The sequence below is a fragment of the Duganella sp. AC237 genome, from assembly GCF_979254035.1.
Genome location: NZ_CEEDEW010000003.1, coordinates 1,174,295 through 1,193,442, shown reverse-complemented (window position 1 = coordinate 1,193,442; position 19,148 = coordinate 1,174,295). Strand labels below are relative to the sequence as shown.

Annotated in this window: 21 protein-coding genes; 9 read left to right on the top strand and 12 right to left on the bottom strand. The window is 63.7% G+C overall.

The features are described from left to right. Nucleotides 1-54: 54 nt before the first annotated feature. From AC0IYS_RS05740 to AC0IYS_RS05710, 7 genes are all read right to left on the bottom strand, one after another. Nucleotides 55-939, bottom strand: coding sequence for a cytochrome c oxidase subunit 3 (locus AC0IYS_RS05740; RefSeq protein WP_471704268.1), 885 nt, complete (start codon nucleotides 937-939; stop codon nucleotides 55-57). Between the two features lie 38 nt (nucleotides 940-977). Further along, entirely contained in the window at nucleotides 978-1,184 is a 207-nt protein-coding gene (locus tag AC0IYS_RS05735; RefSeq protein WP_090316718.1) for a DUF2970 domain-containing protein, read from the bottom strand. Then, entirely contained in the window at nucleotides 1,171-1,767 is a 597-nt protein-coding gene (locus tag AC0IYS_RS05730; RefSeq protein WP_471704267.1) for a cytochrome c oxidase assembly protein, read from the bottom strand. Before AC0IYS_RS05730 ends, AC0IYS_RS05735 begins: the two co-directional genes overlap by 14 nt. Before the next feature lie 3 nt (nucleotides 1,768-1,770). After that, nucleotides 1,771-1,878 (bottom strand): cytochrome oxidase small assembly protein, encoded by a 108-nt coding sequence (locus AC0IYS_RS05725; RefSeq protein WP_471704266.1) that lies wholly within the window; start codon nucleotides 1,876-1,878, stop codon nucleotides 1,771-1,773. Nucleotides 1,879-1,896: 18 nt separating this feature from the next. Further along, nucleotides 1,897-3,492 carry a cytochrome c oxidase subunit I gene (gene ctaD, locus AC0IYS_RS05720; RefSeq protein WP_471704265.1) on the bottom strand — a complete coding sequence of 532 codons (1,596 nt, stop codon included), beginning with the start codon at nucleotides 3,490-3,492 and terminating at the stop codon, nucleotides 1,897-1,899. Nucleotides 3,493-3,507: 15 nt separating this feature from the next. Next, nucleotides 3,508-4,725 carry a cytochrome c oxidase subunit II gene (gene coxB, locus AC0IYS_RS05715; RefSeq protein ID WP_471704264.1) on the bottom strand — a complete coding sequence of 406 codons (1,218 nt, stop codon included), beginning with the start codon at nucleotides 4,723-4,725 and terminating at the stop codon, nucleotides 3,508-3,510. 432 nt (nucleotides 4,726-5,157) lie between these two features. Then, entirely contained in the window at nucleotides 5,158-6,084 is a 927-nt protein-coding gene (locus tag AC0IYS_RS05710) for a methyltransferase domain-containing protein (RefSeq protein ID WP_471704263.1), read from the bottom strand. A gap of 94 nt (nucleotides 6,085-6,178) precedes the next feature. Between AC0IYS_RS05710 and AC0IYS_RS05705 the strand changes: the two genes are divergently transcribed. Then, on the top strand, nucleotides 6,179-7,021 hold the full coding sequence (locus tag AC0IYS_RS05705) for a ComF family protein (RefSeq protein WP_471704262.1): 843 nt from the start codon (nucleotides 6,179-6,181) through the stop codon (nucleotides 7,019-7,021). A gap of 36 nt (nucleotides 7,022-7,057) precedes the next feature. Continuing rightward, complete coding sequence (gene trmL, locus AC0IYS_RS05700; protein ID WP_471704261.1) at nucleotides 7,058-7,528, top strand: tRNA (uridine(34)/cytosine(34)/5-carboxymethylaminomethyluridine(34)-2'-O)-methyltransferase TrmL; 471 nt, start codon at nucleotides 7,058-7,060, stop codon at nucleotides 7,526-7,528. Between the two features lie 6 nt (nucleotides 7,529-7,534). Here the strand turns inward: trmL and AC0IYS_RS05695 are convergent, their stop codons facing one another. Both AC0IYS_RS05695 and rfaE2 read right to left on the bottom strand, forming a co-directional pair. Next, entirely contained in the window at nucleotides 7,535-7,828 is a 294-nt protein-coding gene (locus AC0IYS_RS05695) for a hypothetical protein (RefSeq protein ID WP_471704260.1), read from the bottom strand. Then, the gene (rfaE2, locus tag AC0IYS_RS05690; RefSeq protein WP_471704259.1) at nucleotides 7,825-8,310 is read right to left on the bottom strand and encodes a D-glycero-beta-D-manno-heptose 1-phosphate adenylyltransferase; all 486 of its coding nucleotides are present in this window, start codon (nucleotides 8,308-8,310) and stop codon (nucleotides 7,825-7,827) included. Before rfaE2 ends, AC0IYS_RS05695 begins: the two co-directional genes overlap by 4 nt. A gap of 177 nt (nucleotides 8,311-8,487) precedes the next feature. On the opposite strand from rfaE2, the gene AC0IYS_RS05685 reads away from it, so the two are divergent. The 3 genes from AC0IYS_RS05685 (at nucleotide 8,488) to AC0IYS_RS05675 (ending at nucleotide 10,787) form a co-directional block, all read left to right on the top strand. Beyond that, a complete protein-coding gene (locus AC0IYS_RS05685) occupies nucleotides 8,488-9,420 on the top strand; it encodes a hydrogen peroxide-inducible genes activator (RefSeq protein ID WP_471704258.1) in 933 nt (310 codons plus the stop codon). Between the two features lie 73 nt (nucleotides 9,421-9,493). Beyond that, nucleotides 9,494-10,348 (top strand): 4-hydroxybenzoate octaprenyltransferase, encoded by an 855-nt coding sequence (gene ubiA, locus AC0IYS_RS05680; protein ID WP_471704257.1) that lies wholly within the window; start codon nucleotides 9,494-9,496, stop codon nucleotides 10,346-10,348. 88 nt (nucleotides 10,349-10,436) lie between these two features. Beyond that, nucleotides 10,437-10,787 carry an ElaB/YgaM/YqjD family protein gene (locus tag AC0IYS_RS05675; protein ID WP_471704256.1) on the top strand — a complete coding sequence of 117 codons (351 nt, stop codon included), beginning with the start codon at nucleotides 10,437-10,439 and terminating at the stop codon, nucleotides 10,785-10,787. A 62-nt stretch (nucleotides 10,788-10,849) separates the two neighbouring features. On the opposite strand, the gene proC is transcribed toward AC0IYS_RS05675, so the two are convergent. Continuing rightward, on the bottom strand, nucleotides 10,850-11,674 hold the full coding sequence (gene proC / locus AC0IYS_RS05670) for a pyrroline-5-carboxylate reductase (RefSeq protein WP_471704255.1): 825 nt from the start codon (nucleotides 11,672-11,674) through the stop codon (nucleotides 10,850-10,852). A gap of 1 nt (nucleotide 11,675) precedes the next feature. Then, complete coding sequence (locus AC0IYS_RS05665; protein WP_471704254.1) at nucleotides 11,676-12,386, bottom strand: YggS family pyridoxal phosphate-dependent enzyme; 711 nt, start codon at nucleotides 12,384-12,386, stop codon at nucleotides 11,676-11,678. Between the two features lie 60 nt (nucleotides 12,387-12,446). On the opposite strand from AC0IYS_RS05665, the gene AC0IYS_RS05660 reads away from it, so the two are divergent. The 4 genes from AC0IYS_RS05660 (at nucleotide 12,447) to AC0IYS_RS05645 (ending at nucleotide 17,885) form a co-directional block, all read left to right on the top strand. Continuing rightward, nucleotides 12,447-13,490, top strand: a complete 1,044-nt coding sequence (locus AC0IYS_RS05660; RefSeq protein WP_090316767.1) for a type IV pilus twitching motility protein PilT — start codon at nucleotides 12,447-12,449, stop codon at nucleotides 13,488-13,490. A gap of 99 nt (nucleotides 13,491-13,589) precedes the next feature. Continuing rightward, nucleotides 13,590-14,726, top strand: coding sequence for a PilT/PilU family type 4a pilus ATPase (locus AC0IYS_RS05655; RefSeq protein WP_471704253.1), 1,137 nt, complete (start codon nucleotides 13,590-13,592; stop codon nucleotides 14,724-14,726). 14 nt (nucleotides 14,727-14,740) lie between these two features. After that, nucleotides 14,741-15,226, top strand: coding sequence for a glutathione peroxidase (locus tag AC0IYS_RS05650; protein WP_471704252.1), 486 nt, complete (start codon nucleotides 14,741-14,743; stop codon nucleotides 15,224-15,226). Nucleotides 15,227-15,374: 148 nt separating this feature from the next. Beyond that, on the top strand, nucleotides 15,375-17,885 hold the full coding sequence (locus AC0IYS_RS05645) for an EAL domain-containing protein (RefSeq protein WP_471704251.1): 2,511 nt from the start codon (nucleotides 15,375-15,377) through the stop codon (nucleotides 17,883-17,885). 18 nt (nucleotides 17,886-17,903) lie between these two features. On the opposite strand, the gene glcF is transcribed toward AC0IYS_RS05645, so the two are convergent. After that, complete coding sequence (glcF, locus tag AC0IYS_RS05640) at nucleotides 17,904-19,142, bottom strand: glycolate oxidase subunit GlcF (protein ID WP_471704250.1); 1,239 nt, start codon at nucleotides 19,140-19,142, stop codon at nucleotides 17,904-17,906. Between the last annotated feature and the right edge of the window lie 6 nt (nucleotides 19,143-19,148).

The following is a 19,148-nucleotide window of genomic DNA, read 5'->3' as shown; positions in this document are numbered from 1 at the left end:
CTGCGGCTTTTTTGCGCCGCGACGAACCCGTCGCGGCATTATAACGCTGCGCCCTTACAGCCAGTACACGACAACGTACAAACCGAGCCAGACCACGTCGACAAAGTGCCAGTACCAGGCCGCGCCTTCGAACGCGAAGTGGTTGTCCGGCGTGAAGTGGCCCTTCAGGACCCGGTACAGCACCACCGACAGCATGATCGCGCCCATCGTGACGTGGAAACCGTGGAAGCCGGTCAGCATGAAGAACGTCGAGCCGTAGATGCCCGAGGTCAGCTTGAGGTTCAGTTCCGAGTACGCGTGCATGTATTCGTAGGCCTGGAAACCCATGAAGATGGCGCCCAGCAGGACGGTGGCGAACAGCCAGATCGCCGTCTGCGCGCGGTGGCCGGCGCGCAGCGCGTGGTGAGAAATCGTCAACGTCAGGCCCGAGGTCAGCAGCAACGCGGTGTTGATGGTCGGAATCGGGAACGGGCCCATCGTGCTGAAGGTTTCCACCGTGCCGGCCGGGCCGGTGTTGCCCCAGTGCGCGGCGAAGTCAGGCCAGATGAACTTGTGGTCGAGGTCGCCCAGCCACGGCATCGTGATCGTGCGCGCGTAGAACAGCGCGCCGAAGAAGGCGGCGAAGAACATCACTTCCGAGAAGATGAACCACGCCATCGACCAGCGGTACGAGTAGTCGATGCGCTGGCTGTATTGCCCGGCTTCGGATTCCTTGATGGCGTCGCCGAACCAGAAATACAGCACGGTGATGATCGCCGCCAGGCCAATAAAGTTGACCGGCATGCCCCACGATGCGTCGTTCACCCAGCCGGAAGCGCCGACCATCGTGATCAACAGCGACAGACCGGCGAACAGCGGCCATCTGGACGGCCCCGGCACAAAGTAGTACGGCGCCGTGGCGTTGTGCGAACCGGCGTGTGAACCGACCTGTGAACTCATCTTCATCTCCCTAAATCATTTATTCGAGGATGCTACTTTTATTGTGCCACTACTAATTTGACTATCGTGATCAGCAGGCCGATGAAAACGGCCACGCCGATCAGGGCGGCGATGACAATGTGCAGCGGATTCAGCTTGGCCGAATCGGTATCGAAATCGCTCTTCCTGCGCAGGCCGAAAAACGACCAGAACACCGCCCGCAACGAGTACAGGAACGACGCGCTTTCCTTTTTATCGGACGGCATTTTGAGCGCCCCCGTTCACCGCGGCGGTCTTGGCCGCGGTTTTATCCATGCCGCCCACCTCGAAGAAGGTGTACGACAACGTGATCGTCTTCACATCCTTCGGCAGCGCCGGATCGATGAAGAACACCACCGGCATCTGCCGCGCCTCGTTCGGTTTCAGCGCCTGCTGCTTGAAGCAGAAGCATTCGACCTTTTTAAAGTGCTGCATCGCGTTTTGCGGCGCGTAGCTTGGAATCGCCTGCGCCGCGACATCGCGGTTCTGCGTGTTGACCACCTCGTACATGACCGTGGCCAGCTCGCCCGGGTGCACCGTCATGTTCGTCACCGTGGGGCGGAAGCGGTACGGCCCCTGCGCGTTGGCGTCGAACTCGATGACGACGTTGCGGGTCTTGTCGACCTGCGTGTTCTTGTCGAACTCGACCGTGCCATCCTTTTGTGTCAGCACGTTCAGCCCCAGCGCTTCGCAGATCTGGCGGTAGAACGGATTGAGCGCGTAGGCGAAGCCGAACATCACCACGGCGATGACGATCAGCTTGCCCAGCAGGGTGCGGTTCAAGCCGCTGGTTTCTTTATCTGTGCTCAACGCTTAACTCAACCACATCCGCTTGACGAACACGGAAAGGAAAAAGAACAGCGCCAGGCCGGCCAGGATCCAGCCGGTGCGCGCGTTGTTCGGCTTCTTATGTTCTGACATGATCTTAATCCAACCGCGTTACTTGAACTGCGGCGGGGTTTCAAAGGTGTGGAACGGCGCCGGCGACGGCACGGTCCACTCCAGCCCTTCGGCGCCATCCCATGGCTTCGCTTCGGCTTTCTTGCCGCCGCGAATGGTCGGGATGATGACGCCGAACAGGAAGAACACCTGCGACAGGCCAAAACCGAAGGCGCCGATGGTGGCGATCATGTTGTAGTCGGTGAACTGCGCCGAGTAGTCGACATAACGGCGCGGCATGCCGGCCAGCCCCAGGAAGTGCATCGGGAAGAAGGTGACGTTGAAGGTGATCAGCGACAGCCAGAAGTGCGCCTTGCCCATCGTCTCGTTATACATGTGGCCGGTCCACTTCGGCGACCAGTAGTAGAAGCCGGCAAACAGCGCGAACAGCGAGCCGGCCACCAGCACGTAGTGGAAGTGCGCCACCACATAGTAGGTGTCCTGCAGCTGGATGTCGATCGGGGTCACGGCCAGGATCAGGCCGGTGAAGCCGCCAATGGTGAACACGAAGATGAAGCCCACCGCGAACAGCATCGGGGTTTCAAACGTCATCGAACCCTTCCACATCGTGGCGATCCAGTTGAAGACCTTCACGCCGGTCGGCACCGCGATCAGCATCGTCGCGTACATGAAGAACAGCTGCGACGTCACCGGCATGCCGGTGGTGAACATGTGGTGGGCCCAGACGATGAACGACAGGATCGCGATCGACGCGGTGGCGTACACCATCGACGCGTAGCCGAACAGCTGCTTGCGGGCGAACGCCGGCAGGATCTGCGAGACGATGCCGAATGCCGGCAGAATCATGATGTACACCTCGGGGTGGCCGAAGAACCAGAAGATGTGCTGGTACATGACCGGGTCGCCGCCGGCGGCCGCGTTGAAGAAGGTGGTGCCGAAGTGGCGGTCGGTCAGGGTCATGGTGATGGCGCCGGCCAGCACAGGCATGACGGCGATCAGCAGGTAGGCGGTGATCAGCCAGGTCCAGCAGAACATCGGCATTTTCATCAGTGTCATGCCGGGCGCGCGCATGTTGAGGATGGTGACGATGATGTTGATCGAGCCCATGATCGACGACGCGCCCATCAGGTGCATCGCGAAGATGGCCATGTCCATGCCCGGTCCCATCTGGGTCGACAGCGGCGCGTACAGGGTCCAGCCGGCGGCGGTGGCGCCGCCCGGGACCAGGAACGAGGTCGCCAGCAGCAGCGCGGCAGGCGGCAGCAGCCAGAACGAGAAGTTGTTCATGCGCGCGAACGCCATGTCCGAGGCGCCGATCTGCAGCGGGATCATCCAGTTGGCGAAGCCGACGAAGGCCGGCATGATGGCGCCGAACACCATCACCAGGCCGTGCATCGTGGTCAGCTGGTTGAAGAACTCAGGCTGGAAGAATTGCAGGCCCGGCTTGAACAGCTCGCTGCGTATCATCAGCGCCAACACGCCGCCCGACAGCAGCATGACAAACGAGAACCACAGGTAAAGCGTGCCGATGTCTTTGTGGTTGGTGGCGAACAACCAGCGCGACAGCCCGTGCGGGTGGTCGTGAGCGTGATCGTGTGCGTGATCGTGTGCGTGATCCAAGGTGCTTGTGCTCATTTGTAACGCTCCTGATTACTTACGTGCAGCCATGACTTCGGCCGGTTGAACGATGTTTTCGGCGGCCTTGTTCGACCAGCTGTTACGGGTGTAGGTGATGACGGCGGCGATGTCGGTGTCCGACAATTGCTTCCAGGCCGGCATCTCGGCCGGGTATTTGCCGCTCTTCTGGCCGTTCAGCAGCACATGGATCTGATCGGCTCTCGGGCCGTTGACCACGGCCGAGCCGTCCAGCGGCGCGAAGGCGTTCGGCACGCCCTTGCCGGTGGCCTGGTGGCAGACCACGCAGTTGGCGGTGTAGACCTTCTCGCCACGGGTTTTCAGTTCGTCGATGGTCCAGGTCTTGGTCGGATCGTCGGCCAGCGCGGCCATTTCCTTTTTCTTGCCGTCGACCCAGGTCTTGTACTCGGCGTCGGTGACGACCTTGACCACGATCGGCATGAACGCGTGCTCCTTGCCGCACAGCTCGGAGCAATAGCCGCGGTAGGTGCCGGTGTGGTCGGCCTTGAACCAGGTGTCGCGCACGAAGCCGGGGATGGCGTCCTGCTTGACGCCGAAGGCAGGGATCGACCACGCGTGGATCACGTCGTTGGCGGTGGTGACGATGCGGATCTTCTTGTTGACCGGCACCACCACTTCGTTGTCGACTTCCATCAGGTAGTTGTCGCCGCGCGCCTCGGTCGGCGCGAAGCCTGGCGCGCCCACTTGTGCGCGCGGGGTTTTCAGGTTCGACAGGAAGGAAATGCCCTCGCCGTCGCCCTTCAGGTAGTCGTAGCCCCACTTCCACTGCATGCCGGTGGCCTTGATGGTGATGTCGGCGTTGGAGGTGTCCTTCATGCCGACCACGGTGCGGGTGGCGGGCAGCGCCATGCCGATGACGATCAGGAACGGCACCACCGTCCAGGCGATTTCAACGGCGGTCGATTCGTGGAAGGTGGCCGGCTTGTGGCCGACCGACTTGCGGTGCTTGAAAATGGAATAGAACATCACGCCGAACACGGCGACGAAGATGACCAGGCAGACCACCATCATCCAGGTGTGCAGGTCGTAGATTTGGGAAGCGATCTGGGTCGCGGGCGGTTGCAGGTTCACCTGCCCGGGCACGGGGCCGCCGGTGCCGCCGGTCGCCGGACCGTAGGTGCCTGCCGCCGTCTCCGCCGCCCACGCTGGGATACTGGCTGCCGTCATCGTCAGCCCGAGCATCAACGATTGAAGTCGCTTCGCATGTGTCATGTTTTCCCCAACCACCCAAGAAATTAAAAAATATTTTTTTAACGACTCCGGATTTCGGTGAACTGAACCGGCGCCGCTCCTTAAACAACTTCAGGCCCCATGCCAGCCACGTTTGAAAAACTTCTTCAACGCGGCCCCGGCGGGACCTTGAGACTTTTATTGTCGTCCCTACATACTGCCTAGGGACAACATAAAAGCCTGATTCTGCTTAATTCAACTGCTTGTTCTTGTTCGTTCTGACTGCTTTCGCCTCGCGTCGGTGGGTGATAGCTGGCGACGTGACATGCTGGCAAAATTAGTCAATGATTATATATAACAACAACGGCGCACATCAACAAATAATCCATTTTGCAACTCTTCCGTGCCTTACAGCGCACTCAGCTTTACCACAGTGCGAAATGTTAAACAAAAGGTGAAACAGCCGCAAACCCGCTACTGGCGCGGCTTGCGGGGCAGATCGAAGCGAATGATGGCTTCACCTTTGGAAGTCACTTTTGGCGCCGGCCGGAAGGCGTGCCCGTAAATCACCTCGAAGGTCAGCCCCAGCTTGCCGTCCGGACGGCGGGTCTTTTCCAGCGCGTCCAGCATGCGTTGCCAGGCGTGTTTGCCCATCAGTCCCCTGCTCACCGTTCCCAGCGGATTGCCGCCCAGGGCGCGCACATCGGCCAGCATCGCGCGCGGGGTGTCGTAGGTCACGGTGATCACTTCCATGTCCAGCACCGGCGTTGAAAAACCGACCTCCACCAGCTGGTCGCCGAAGTCGTGCATATCGACGAACGGCAGCGCGTGCTGGGCCAGATCGGCCTCGGCGAACGCCGCCCGCAACTCGCGGAAGGTATCGGGACCGAAGCAGGAAAACATCAGCAGACTGTTTACACGCAGCACGCGGCGCCATTCGGCGAACACGCGATCCGGCTGGGGATGCCAATGCAGGGCCAGATTAGACCACACGAGGTCGACGGAGTTCGGCGCCAGCGGCAATTCGGCGAAATCCCCGCACATCAGGTCGACGCCTGTCTTGGACGGCAACAGCTTGCTCAGCAGCTGGTTCAGCGACGATTGCCGGGTCGACTGGCCTTGCGCTGCGCGCAACTGCGCCTCGGCCGAATCGAGCCCGAGGATCTGGGCGGCCGGGTAGGATTTCTGCAACAGCGGCAGGTCGGCGCCGGCGCCACAGCCGGCGTCGAGCACGCGCTGCGGCGCGATCTTGATCAGTTCCAATCGGTCGAACATGCGCGACGACACTTCGCGGCGCAGGAAATCGGCCGGTGCGATGCGTTCAGGGCGGGAAAATAGCGCGCGCACACGCTCCAGATCGATAGGCGCACTCAGTTTGGGTGGATTTGCGGGCACATGCATCGTGGGGTGGTCTGTAATGCGATAATGTCGGCAGTGTACATGGTTGAACGCGAATGCGACGCGGATGGCGCGCGTTTTTTGCCGGGAGCGTGGCATGCGAGGCAAGCTGATCGAAGAAACAACGTACGCCGACCGTGGCGCCAGGGCCGGCCCGGGCGGCGGATTGTTGCGGCGCACCAGCGCCGGGGTCTTGCGATCGCTGTTGCCGACATCGTGCGCGCTGTGCGGCCTCGGCAGCGACGAAGCGCTGTGTCCGGATTGCGCGGCGCAATTTTTCGGCGCCAATGTCGCGCTCGCGCGCTGCGTTTGCTGCGCCAATCCGTTGCCCGGCGCGGTGGTGCAGCCGGAGGCGCAACCCCAGCCAGGCAGGCGACCACGCGCCGTGCCCGATCATCGGCTGTGCGGCCTGTGCGCCACGCATCCGCCCGCCTTCGACGTCACCTTGACGGCGGCCGACTACGCGATGCCGGTCGACCAACTCGTGTTGCAACTGAAATTCGGCCACCGGCTGGCGCTGGCCGTGCTGTTTGCCCGCCTGCTGCGCGACGCCGTGTTGCAGCAGCCAGGCTTCGTGCTGCCGGCGCTGATCTGCCCGGTGCCCTTGGGACCGCGCCGGCTGGCCGAGCGCGGCTACAACCAGGCGCTGGAAATCGCCAGGCCGCTGGCGCGCAGCCTCGGCGTCGCGCTGCATCCGCGCCTGACGGCCCGGGTGCGCGACACGACGGCGCAAAGCAGCGTCGCGCCGGAGCAACGCCAGCGCAACATTGCCGGCGCGTTCGCGGTGCCGGACGCGGCGCTGGTGCGCGGCAGGCATATCGGCATCGTCGACGACGTCATGACCAGCGGCGGCACCCTGGACGAACTGGCGGCCACCCTGAAGCGCCACGGCGCCGCGCGCGTGAGCAACCTGGTGTTCGCGCGCACGCCGCCACATTGAATTGCGCATTGAATATTAAGGCTTGAGGAGAACATTTTGTTTCACGTAGTGCTGGTCCATCCCGAAATTCCGCCGAACACCGGCAACGTCATCCGTTTGTGCGCCAACACCGGCGCGCAGCTGCACCTGATCGAACCGCTGGGCTTTCCGCTGGAGGATTCCAAGATGAAGCGTGCCGGGCTGGACTACCACGAATACGCGAAGATGAAGGTGCACGCCGACTGGCAAGCGTTTTTGGCGGACCTGCAGCCGGATCCGGCGCGCATGTTCGCGATGACCACGCACGGCTCGTCGCCGTTCGCGCAGGCCAGCTTCCAGCCGGGCGACGTGTTCGTGTTCGGTTCCGAGACCAGCGGCCTGCCGCCGGCGCTGCGCGAGAATTTTCCGCCGGCCCAGCGCATCAGGTTGCCGATGCGTCCGGACAACCGCAGCCTCAACCTGTCGAACACGGTGGCAGTGGTGGTCTTCGAAGCCTGGCGCCAGAACGGCTACGACGGCGGCGCCTGAAATACATTATCGACGTTTGCGCCTGGCGACATAGCGCGCCAGCGCCAGCGCGCCGGTGCCGACGGCGCTGACGATCACCGTCGAGGCGGCAAACAGCGCCGGCGGATTGCGCATGCCGAGCACATCGGCCGTGAAGGCCAGCGCCACCGCCGCCATCAGCTGCGCCGGCAGCATGAACCGCAGCTGCCGGAACGCGACCGGATCGCCGCGCTGCCACAGCCGCCACGCCACATAGGTCACCGGCCCCCACAGCACGCCGATGAACACCAGCACCGCGACGGCGATCAGCAGCAGCCTCATGCCGGACGCTGCGCGCGCACCTTGGTCAACAATTTGGTGGTCGAGCGGTCATGCTCGAAATCGATCGCGATCGCCTGCCCGCCGTACGCCAGCACCGCCTTACCCTCCGGAATGGCATCCATCTGATAATCGCCGCCCTTGGCGTAGATCTCGGGCCGTGCCTGCTGCACCACCTCCAGCGCCGTGTCCTCGTCGAAATCCACCACCAGGCTGACCGACTCCAGCGCGGCCAGCACCGCCATGCGGTCGGCGCAGTTGTTCAGCGGCCGGTCGTCGCCCTTGCCCAGCCGCTTGACCGACGCGTCGGTGTTGGCGGCGACCACCAGCGACGCCCCCAGCGCGCGCGCCTGCGCCAGATACGTGACGTGGCCCCGGTGCAGGATATCGAATACGCCGTTGGTCAGCACCACCGGTTTGGGCAGCGCGGCCACGCGCGCGGCCAATTGTTCACGGGTGCAGATCTTGTCTTCAAATTGGGGCATGTAAGTCTTTTCGATGTGATTACTTGGGTTCTTCGCGGTCCGAATGTCGTGGACATAACACCCTTCTTTCTCCGGCTTGGTCCGCCAAGGTGCATTATATCGACACCATTCCGCTACAATGACCTTTCTTGCCCCACAATTATTGCATCTGTACATTGCCTGTGTTCAAATAGATTCATGACTCTGACCGAACTGAAATACATAGTTGCCGTTGCGCGCGCGAAACATTTCGGACACGCCGCCGAGGCTTGCTACGTTGCGCAGCCGACGCTGTCGGTCGCCATCAAAAAACTCGAAGACGAACTGGGCGTGGTGCTGTTCGAACGGGGCGGCGCCGAGATCTCGGTCACCCCGCTGGGCGCGCAAATCGTGGCCCAGGCCGAACGCGTGCTGGAGCAGACCGCCGCGATCAAGGAACTGGCCAAACAGAACAAAGACCCGCTGGCCGGCCCGCTGCGCCTGGGCGTGATCTACACCATCGGCCCGTACCTGCTGCCGCCGCTGGTCAAGGGCATGATCGACAAAGTGCCGCAAATGCCGTTGATTTTGCAGGAAAATTTCACCGTGCGGCTGCTGGAGATGCTGCGCCAGGGCGAGCTCGACGCGGCCATCATGGCGCTGCCGCTGCCCGACCACGGCATGGCGATGCAGGCACTGTACGACGAGCCGTTCGTGGTCGCGATGCCGGCCCAGCACCCGTGGACCAAGCGCAAGACCATCCCCGCCGACGACCTCAAGACCGAAAACATGCTGTTGCTCGGTAACGGACACTGCTTCCGCGACCAGGTGCTGGAAGTGTGCCCGGAAATGGCGCGCTTCTCGGCGCCCGGCAACGGCATGCAGCGCACCTTCGAAGGCTCGTCGCTGGAAACCATCCGTCACATGGTCGCCAGCGGCATCGGCCTGACCGTGTTGCCGCGCGCCTCGGTGCCGGACATGAACACCACCGAAGGCATGCTGCAGTTCCGCAACTTCGACGCGCCGCAGCCATCGCGCCGCGTCGTCATCGTCTGGCGCAAGAGCTTCACCCGCAAGGCGGCCATCGACGCCGTCTGCGAAGTCGTCGCCTCCTGCAACCTGCCCGGCATCACCACCCTCTGCGAGGAATAAAGCGGCCGGCCCGGGCCGTCCCGCTCGAAAGATTTGCGATAATGCCAGTCTTTCCCTTCAAGCGACGCAATCGATGAACAAGCTGCAGCTGTATTTCCGCCTGGTCAGACTGGACAAACCCATCGGCACCTTGCTGCTGCTGTGGCCGACGCTATGCGCGCTGTGGCTGGCCTCCGGCGGCATACCGGACTGGAAACTGATCGTGATCTTCTCGCTTGGCACACTGCTGATGCGCTCGGCCGGCTGCGCGATCAACGACTACGCCGACCAGGACTTCGACAAGCACGTCAAACGCACCGCGCAGCGTCCCATCACCAGCGGGCGCATCAGCGGCAAGGAAGCGCTGGCCATCGCCGCCGGGCTGGCGATCGTCTCGTTCTGCCTGACCCTGCCGCTCAACACGCTGACCAAGCAGTTATCGGTGGCGGCGGTCATCATCGCCGGCACCTATCCCTATTTCAAGCGCTTCTTTGCCCTCCCGCAAGCCTACCTGGGCATCGCCTTCGGCTTCGGCATTCCGATGGCGTTCGCCGCGGTCCAGGCCACCGTGCCGCCGCTGGCCTGGGTGCTACTGCTGGGCAACGTGTTCTGGGCGCTGGCCTACGACACCGAATACGCGATGGTCGACCGCGACGACGACCTGAAGATCGGCATCAAAACCTCGGCCATCACCTTCGGCCGCTACGACGTCGCCGCCGTCATGCTGTGCTACGGCGTGCATCTGGCGCTGTTGCTGGTGTGCGGGCTGCAGATGGGATTGGGGTCGTGGTTCCTCGCCGGCCTGGCGGTGGCCACCGGCATCGCGCTGTATCACTACACCTTGATCCGCGCACGGGAGCGCGACGCGTGTTTTTACGCTTTCCGCCATAATAACTGGCTGGGTGCAGCGGTGTTTGCGGGTATTGCCGTCGATTACTCGCTGCGCTGAAACGATAGCCCCGGCGCGATGGCCGCGCGCTACTGGCGCCCGCACCGGCTATCCCCTTTCAACAAGCGACAGACAGGAGGTCATCACCATGGATCAAACTCATCAGAACGGCAACGGCGTCTCCAACGGACAGGCCGCCAGCGGCGCGGCACGCGACAAATTGATGGACGGCTTGAAGACCGCCATCGGCGAAGCGGAACACTATCTCAGCGATGCCGGCGAACAAGTCGGCGACAAGGCCTCCGAGGTCCGCGCCCGCTTCGAGGACACCTTGCGCACCGCCAGGACCGACCTGCGCAAACTCGAGGACAGCGTCATCGCCCGCAGCCACGAGGTGGCGCAAGTGGCCGACGTGTATGTGCGCGACAACCCGTGGAAAGCGGTCGGCGTGGGCGCGGCCGTCGGCGTGCTGCTCGGCATCCTGGTGTCGCGCCGCTAAAACGCGGCCCGTTCGTTCGGGCGCGGCTTGATTAAACGCGACACCGTTGTCCGGGCGCGACCTTAGTTGGCCGCGCCCAGCTCGTCGCCCATTTCCTTGCCGCGCGCGGCGGCGGCCTTCACCGCCTTGACGATGGCCGCCTTCACGCCGCCTTGCTCCATGCTGGTCAGCGCCGCGTAGGTGGTGCCGCCCTTGGACGTGACCCGCTCGCGCAGCAGCGACACCGGCTCGCTCGACTGCTTGGCCAGCTGCGCGGCGCCGGCAAAGGTCGCCAGCGCCAGCTGCGTGCCCTGCTCCGCGCTCAGGCCCATTTCCTCGGCCGCCTGCTGCATCGCTTCGATAAAGTAAAACACATAGGCAGGGCCGCTGCCGGAAACCGCCGTCACCGCGTCGATCTTGGCCTCGTCGCCCAGCCACACGGTCGGACCGACCGCGCGCAGGATGTCGTCGGCAGCCTGCTTTTGCGCGTCGCTGACGCCGGCGGCCGCAAACATGCCGGTGATGCCCATGCCGATCAGCGCGGGCGTGTTCGGCATGCAACGCACGATGGCGCCGTAGCCGCCCAGCCAGCGCGACAGGTCGGCGCTGCGGATGCCCGCCGCCACCGACACGATCAAGGTCTGCTTGGCCTGGCCCAGCAGCGGCAGCAACTGCGCCGCCACTTCGCGCATGCTCTGCGGCTTGATCGCCAGCACGATCACGTCGGCCGCGCCCAGGACGGCGTCGGCGGCGCCGGCGGTGGTCACGCCGTATTGCTGCTTCAGTTTTTCCAGCGAGGCCGGATTCGGATCGACCACATGGATGTTCGCGCCGGCGGTCAGCTTGCCGGCCAGGCCGGCGATCAACGCGGAGGCCATGTTGCCCCCGCCAATAAATGCAATCTTCATATCAAGCCTTGTAAGTTCGTGCTCCAAAAATGGCGCTGCCGACGCGCACGATGGTCGCGCCCTCGAAGATCGCCGCGCGCATGTCGGCCGACATGCCCATCGACAGCGTATCGAGCGCCAGGCCGTCGGCGCGCAGCTGCTCGTACAACTGACGCAAGCGCGCGAACGCGGCGCGCTGCTGGTCGAATTCCACGGCCGGCTCGGGGATCGCCATCAGGCCGCGCAACGTCAGATTCGGCAGCGCCGCGACCTTGTGGGCCAGCGCCGCCACCTCCTCCGGGGCGGCGCCGCTCTTGCTGGCCTCGCCGCTGATATTCACTTGCAAACAGATTTGCAGCGGCGCCATGCCGGCCGGCCGCTGCTCGGACAGGCGCTGCGCGACCTTCTCGCGCTCGACCGTGTGCACCCAATCGAAATGTTCGGCGATGGGCCGCGTCTTGTTGCTTTGGATCGGGCCGATGAAATGCCACTCCAGCGGGGTGGCTGCAACCTCGGGCTGCGCGCTGAGCGCCGCGATCTTGTCGAGCGCTTCCTGCAGATAATTTTCGCCGAAGGCCCGCTGGCCGGCCTGCACCGCCTCCAGCACGGCTTCCGGACCGAAAGTCTTGGACACGGCCAGCAGTTGCACCGTGTCCGGCGCGCGGCCGGATTCTTGAGCGGCGGCAACGATAGTCGCGGTGATTGCTTGCAAGTTTTGGGGGATCGGGGACATAATCATCGAGTAAAAGACAGCGGTAAGCGTCATCACACCAACGCCAGGCAGGGATTATAAATGGACATATCCGAACTTCTCGCATTCTCCGTCAAGAACAAGGCCTCGGATTTGCACTTGTCGGCCGGGCTGCCGCCGATGATACGGGTGCACGGTGACGTGCGGCGCATCAACCTGCCGCCGCTCGAGCACAAGGAAGTGCACGGCATGATCTACGACATCATGAACGACGGCCAGCGCAAGGCGTATGAGGAGATGCTGGAGGTCGACTTCTCGTTCGCGATCCCGGGGCTGGCGCGCTTTCGCGTCAACGCCTACAACCAGGAGCGCGGCGCCTCGGCGGTGCTGCGCACGATTCCGTCGAAGATCCTCAGCCTCGAAGAGCTCAACGCGCCCAAGATCTTCGCCGAATTCGCGTTGAAGCCGCGCGGCCTGGTGCTGGTGACCGGCCCGACCGGCTCGGGCAAATCGACGACGTTGGCGGCAATGGTCAACCACCTCAACGAAAACGAATACGGCCACATCCTCACGATCGAGGACCCGATCGAATTCGTGCACGAATCGAAGAAATGCCTGATCAACCAGCGCGAGGTCGGGCCGCACACGCTATCGTTCAACAACGCGCTGCGCTCGGCGCTGCGGGAAGACCCGGACGCCATCCTGGTCGGCGAGCTGCGCGACCTCGAAACGATCCGCTTGGCGCTGTCGGCGGCCGAGACCGGCCACCTGGTGTTCGGCACATTGCACACCTCGTCGGCGGCCAAGACGATCGACCGCATCGTCGACGTCTTCCCGGCCGACGAAAAGGAAATGGTGCGCGCGATGCTATCGGAATCGCTGCAGGCGGTGATCTCGCAAACGCTGCTCAAGACCAAGGACGGCGCCGGCCGGGTGGCCGCGCACGAGATCATGGTCGCCACGCCGGCGATCCGCAACCTGATCCGCGAATCGAAGATCGCGCAAATGTACTCGGCGATCCAGACCGGCAGCAACGTCGGCATGCAAACCTTGGACCAGAACCTCACGGACCTGGTGCGGCGCAACGTCATCTCCGCCGCCGCCGCCCGCAGCGCCGCCAAAACCCCGGACAACTTCCCCGGCTAAAACTACTGGGGTCAAGTCTGTCATTCGGACACGGACTCGACACGTGGCGGTACAGCTCGTGTCCGAATGACAGACTTGACCCCGTCCTGAAGGAATATCATGGAACGCGACCAGGCCTCCAAATTCATGTTCGATCTGCTGAGGTTGATGACCAGCAAAAAAGGCTCGGACCTGTTCATCACCGCCGGCTTTCCGCCAGCGATCAAGATCGACGGCAAGATGACGCCGGTGTCGTCCCAGGTGCTGACCGCCGCCCATACCGTCGACCTGGCCCGCTCGATCATGAACGATAAGCAGACCGCGTCGTTCGAACTGACCAAGGAGGCCAACTTCGCCATCAGCCCCGGCGACCTGGGCCGCTTCCGGGTGTCGGCGTTCGTGCAGATGAGTTCGGTCGGCATGGTGCTGCGGACCATCACCAGCGAGATTCCCCAGCTCGACGACCTTGGCCTGCCCGAGGTGCTCAAGGACGTCGTCATGGCCAAGCGCGGCCTGGTGATCATGGTCGGCGCCACCGGTTCCGGCAAGTCGACCACCCTGGCGGCCATGGTCAACCACCGCAACGAGAACAGCTACGGCCACATCATCACCATCGAGGACCCGGTCGAGTACGTCCACCCGCACAAGAATTGCGTCATGACCCAGCGCGAGGTCGGCGTCGACACCGACGACTGGGCCGTCGCGCTGAAAAACACGCTGCGCCAGGCGCCCGACGTGATCCAGATCGGCGAGATCCGCGACCGCGAGACCATGGACCATGCGATCGCCTTCGCCGAGACCGGCCACCTGTGCCTGGCCACCTTGCACGCCAACAGCGCCAACCAGGCGCTCGACCGCATCATCAACTTCTTCCCCGAGGAACGCCGCCAGCAGCTGCTGATGGACCTGTCGCTCAACCTCAAGGGCATGATTTCGCAGCGCCTGGTCCCGCGCAAGGAGGCCAAGGGCCGCGCGGTGGCGATCGAGATCATGCTCAACTCGCCGCTGATCTCGGACCTGATCTTCAAGGGCCAGGTCCACGAGATCAAGGAGCTGATGAAGAAGTCGCGCGAGCTGGGCATGCAAACCTTCGATCAGTCGCTGTTCGATTTGCACGAAGCGGATATCATCACGTACGAGGACGCGCTGCGCAACGCCGATTCCGTCAACGACCTGCGGCTGGCCATCAAGCTCGAAGGCAAGGCCGCGAAAAACCGCGACCTGTCCGCCGGCACCGAACACCTGGGCATCATCTAATAGAAGGCATCGCCATGAGCACCATCTTCGACATTTCCGCCGACAGCCTGACGGGCGCGCCCGTCGACCTGCGCCAGTACCAGGGCCAGGTCCTGCTGATCGTCAACACCGCCAGCAAGTGCGGCTTCACGCCGCAGTACAAGGGGCTCGAGCAGGTCTACCAGCAGTTCAAGGACAAGGGCGTGACGGTGCTCGGCTTCCCCTGCAACCAGTTCGGCTCGCAGGAGCCGGGGCAGGCCGACGAGATCGGCGCCTTCTGCGAGAAAAACTACGGCGTCACCTTCCCGCTGTTCGCCAAGATCGACGTCAACGGCGAGCGCGCCCACCCGCTGTTCGTCAAGCTCAAGAAGGACGCCCCCGGCATCCTCGGCACCGAGGCGATCAAGTGGAACTTCACCAAGTTCCTGATCCGCAAGGACGGCACCGTCTTCAACCGCTATGCCCCCGCCACCAAGCCGGAAGAGCTGATCGCCGACATCGAAAAACTGCTGGCAGAATAATATCGTTGTCTAGTACACCACGTAAATTCTGCGATCCCTTCTTCAAAAAACGTGCCTTAGGTTAACTTTTCGGTAATAATGGCCCTTGGCCCCATCGAATCAAGTCCCTATGTCCGTGTTTGGAAAATTATTGTCGCCTTGGCTGCGGATGGGAATGTACTCCCGGCTGTTCGTGCCCATCTTCATCATCATCGCCATGGTGGTGGGCGTGCGCTACACCTTGCTGTTTCAGGGGGAGACCGCCAACGCCAACGCGCGCTATCAAAAGGACGCCAGCGACATCGGCATCTATCTGCACAAGGCGCTGCTGCCTTCGGTGACAGTGCCGGACCGCGCAGCCATCGACGGCGCGCTGGCCGACGCCCTGCTGCTCAGTCCCGACCTGGCCGCCGCCCGCCTCGACTTCGCCGGCGGCCATCTGGAGGCGCTGCGCCAGCCGCCGCCACGCTCCGACGTCCCCGCATGGTTCGCCCGGCTGCATCCACTGGAGCCGATCCGCCGCCACATCTACATCGGCACCGCCAGCCTTGTGCTGGAATTCGATCCGACCTTGCCGGTGGCGAGGGTGTGGGAGTCGGTCTGGAAGCAGATGGTCATCACCGCCCTCAATGTCACCGTGATCTACACGCTGCTGGGCATTATCATCTTCGCCAACAAGCGCATGCTCAAGCGCCTCAACGACGTCACCCGGCGCTTCCAGGGCGGCGAGCATGACGTGCGCCTGCCGGTGCGCGGTACGCTGGAGGCGCGCATGCTGGCGGTTACCTTCAACAACATGGCGCAGCGCGTGCAGGCGCTGGTCGGCAAGCTGCAAACCAGCGAGAAAGAATTGAGCGAACAGCTCCAACGCACGCTGGCCGCGCAGGACCAGTTGCAGGCGCAAAAGGAGCGCATCGAGGTGACCCTGGCGTCGATTGGCGACGCCGTCATCACCACCGACCTGACGGGCAAGATCGAATCCATCAACGAGGTCGCCCAGCGCCTCACCGGCTGGTCCGAGCCTCTCGCGCGCGGCATGGAGCTGCACCAGGTGTTCGTCCTGGCGAATAACTTCGGCCAGCACTCGCTGCTCAAGGCGATGTCGGCGATTTACGACGGCGGCGAAGTGGTCAAGGTCGGCAACCAGAGCCTGCGCCATCGCGGTGGCGAGACATTCACGGTGGAGTACACGGCCAATGGCATCCGCGCCGCCCACGGCGAGGTGCAAGGTTCGGTGCTGGTGTTCCGCGACGTGACCGAACGCCGTCAGTTGATGCAGCAGATCTCGTGGCAAAGCAATCATGACGTCCTCACCGGACTGCCCAACCGCGCGGCACTGGCGGCACGCTTCGAAAACGAGGTCGCGCGCGCGCGCGAGCAGGACTACCTGCTGGCCGTGTGCCTGTTCGACCTGGACCACTTCCAGCGCGTCAACGACACGCTGGGCCACACGGTCGGCGACGAGGTGCTCAAGCAGGTCGCCAGCCGCCTGCACGATTTCGCCGGCCAGCGCCACTACGCCGCGCGCCTGGGCGGCGATGAATTCGTCCTGCTGCTGCCGGAGATGCATTGCCGCGCGGCCGTGGAGGTGGCGATGGACCGGCTGATGTCGGCGCTGTCGCGCGACTACCTGGGCGAAGGCCAGGCGGTGGCGATGTCGGCCAGCGCCGGCATCGCCGTCTACACCGGCAACGAAGTGAGCGCCGACAGCCTGCTGCGCCACGCCGACCAGGCGCTGTACCAGGCCAAGATCATGGGCCGCAACCGCTTTCACTTCTTCGACGCGGACCTCGACGAGCAGGTGCGCACGCACCACAACCGCCGCACCGAGGTGCGCTCGGCCCTGCGCGCCGGCGAGCTGCGGCTGTACTATCAGCCCAAACTGGACATGCGCAAGGGCCGCATCGTCGGCATGGAGGCGCTGCTGCGATGGCAGCATCCGTCGCGCGGCGTGGTCGGCCCGATGGAGTTCCTGCCCATTGTCGAACACAGCGACGTGATCGTCGACATCGGCGAATGGGTGCTGCGCGAGGCCTTGCGCCAGTTGCAGCAATGGCGCGCCTTCGATCCGGCCTGGGTCATCAGCGTCAACATCGCCGCGCGCCATTTCCAGCGCGGCGATTTCGTCGACCGGCTCACCGCCATCCTGTCCGAGTTCCCGGATGTGCCGCCGCATATGCTGGAGCTGGAGATCCTGGAATCGTCGGCGCTGAGCGATATCAACCACGTGCGCGGCATCATGCTCGACTGCCAGGCGCTGGGCATCAGCTTCGCGCTGGACGATTTCGGCACCGGCTATTCGTCGATGTCCTACCTTAAACGGTTGCCGGCGGATTTGCTGAAGATCGATCAAAGCTTCGTGCGCAACATGCTGGTCGACCGCGACGATCTGCACCTGGTCAGCGCGGTCATCGGCCTGGCCAGGTCGTTCGGCCTGGGCGTGATCGCCGAGGGTGTCGAGACGGTCGAACACGGGGCGATGCTGATGCGGCTGGGCTGCGACCTGGTGCAGGGCTACGGGATAGCGCGTCCGATGCCGGCGGAAGAAGTGCTGGCGTGGGTCGACGGCTTCGACCTGGCGCCCATGTGGCAGGCCGCCGCCGCATTGCCGCCGATCGTCAGCCTGCATAGCGACGAGCCGGCCGGCGGCACCGCGCAGATACCGCTGTTCGCGGGGTAGGCTAACGCTGGTGGCGGCTCAGCGCCGCTTGCGCGCCGCCAACGCCCTGTCGATCAATTCGATCCAATGCAGCACCGGCGTCTGCGTCCCCGATTGCAAATGCGCGGTGCAGCCGACGTTCGCCGAGACGATGGTGGTCGCCCCGGTATCGGCCAGATTCGCCAGCTTGCGATCGCGCAGCTGTAACGACAACTCCGGCTGCAGCAGCGAATACGTGCCCGCCGAGCCGCAACACAAATGGCTCTCCGCGCACAAGGTCACGTCGACGCCAACCGCGCGCAGCACGCCCTCCACCTTGCCGCGTATCTGCTGCCCATGCTGCAAAGTACACGGCGGATGATAAGCCACACGCTCCTCGATGACGGCGCCAAGCCGCGCCAGCCCCTCCTCGAACTCCGGCATGACTTCGCTCAGATCGCGCGTCATCATCGAGATGCGCGCCGCCTTGCCGACGTAGTCGCTGTCGTGCGCCAGCAGATGCCCATAATCCTTGACCGTCGAACCGCAGCCGGACGCCGTCATGACGATCGCCTCCACCGCGCCGCTTTCGACATACGGCCACCACGCGTCGATATTGCGGCGCATGTCGTCCAGCGCCGCCTCGTGATCGTTCAAGTGATGCCGTACCGCTCCGCAGCAGCCGGCCTTGGGGGCGACAATCAACTGCACGCCCACCGCATCGAGCACCCGCGCGGTGGCGGCGTTGATGTTGGGCGCCATGGCCGGCTGCGCGCAGCCTTCCAGCACCAGCATCTTGCGCCCATGCTCGCGCGTCGGCCAGGCCCCGGCGCTCTTCATGGCCGGGATCTTGTCCTGCATGGCGGGCGACAGCAGCGGACGGAAAAGCTGCCCGGCGCGCAAGGCCGCCGTGAAGACCGACTTGCGCGGCAAGCCCTCCTTCAATACCTTGCGCTTCAGCCGCTCCATCAGCGGACGCTCGACGCGCTCCTCCACCACCTTGCGGCCGATGTCGATCAAGCGCCCATACTGCACGCCCGACGGACAAGTCGTTTCACAGTTGCGGCAAGTCAGGCAGCGGTCCAGGTGCGTTTGCGTCTTGGCGGTGACCGGCGCGCCCTCCAGCACCTGCTTGATCAGATAGATGCGCCCGCGCGGCCCGTCCAGCTCATCGCCCAGCAACTGGTAGGTGGGACACGTCGCGGTGCAAAAACCGCAGTGGACGCACGAGCGCAGGATGGCGTCGGCCTCTTCGCCTTCGCGGGTATTCTTGATGAAATCGGCCAGATTGGTTTGCATAGGATT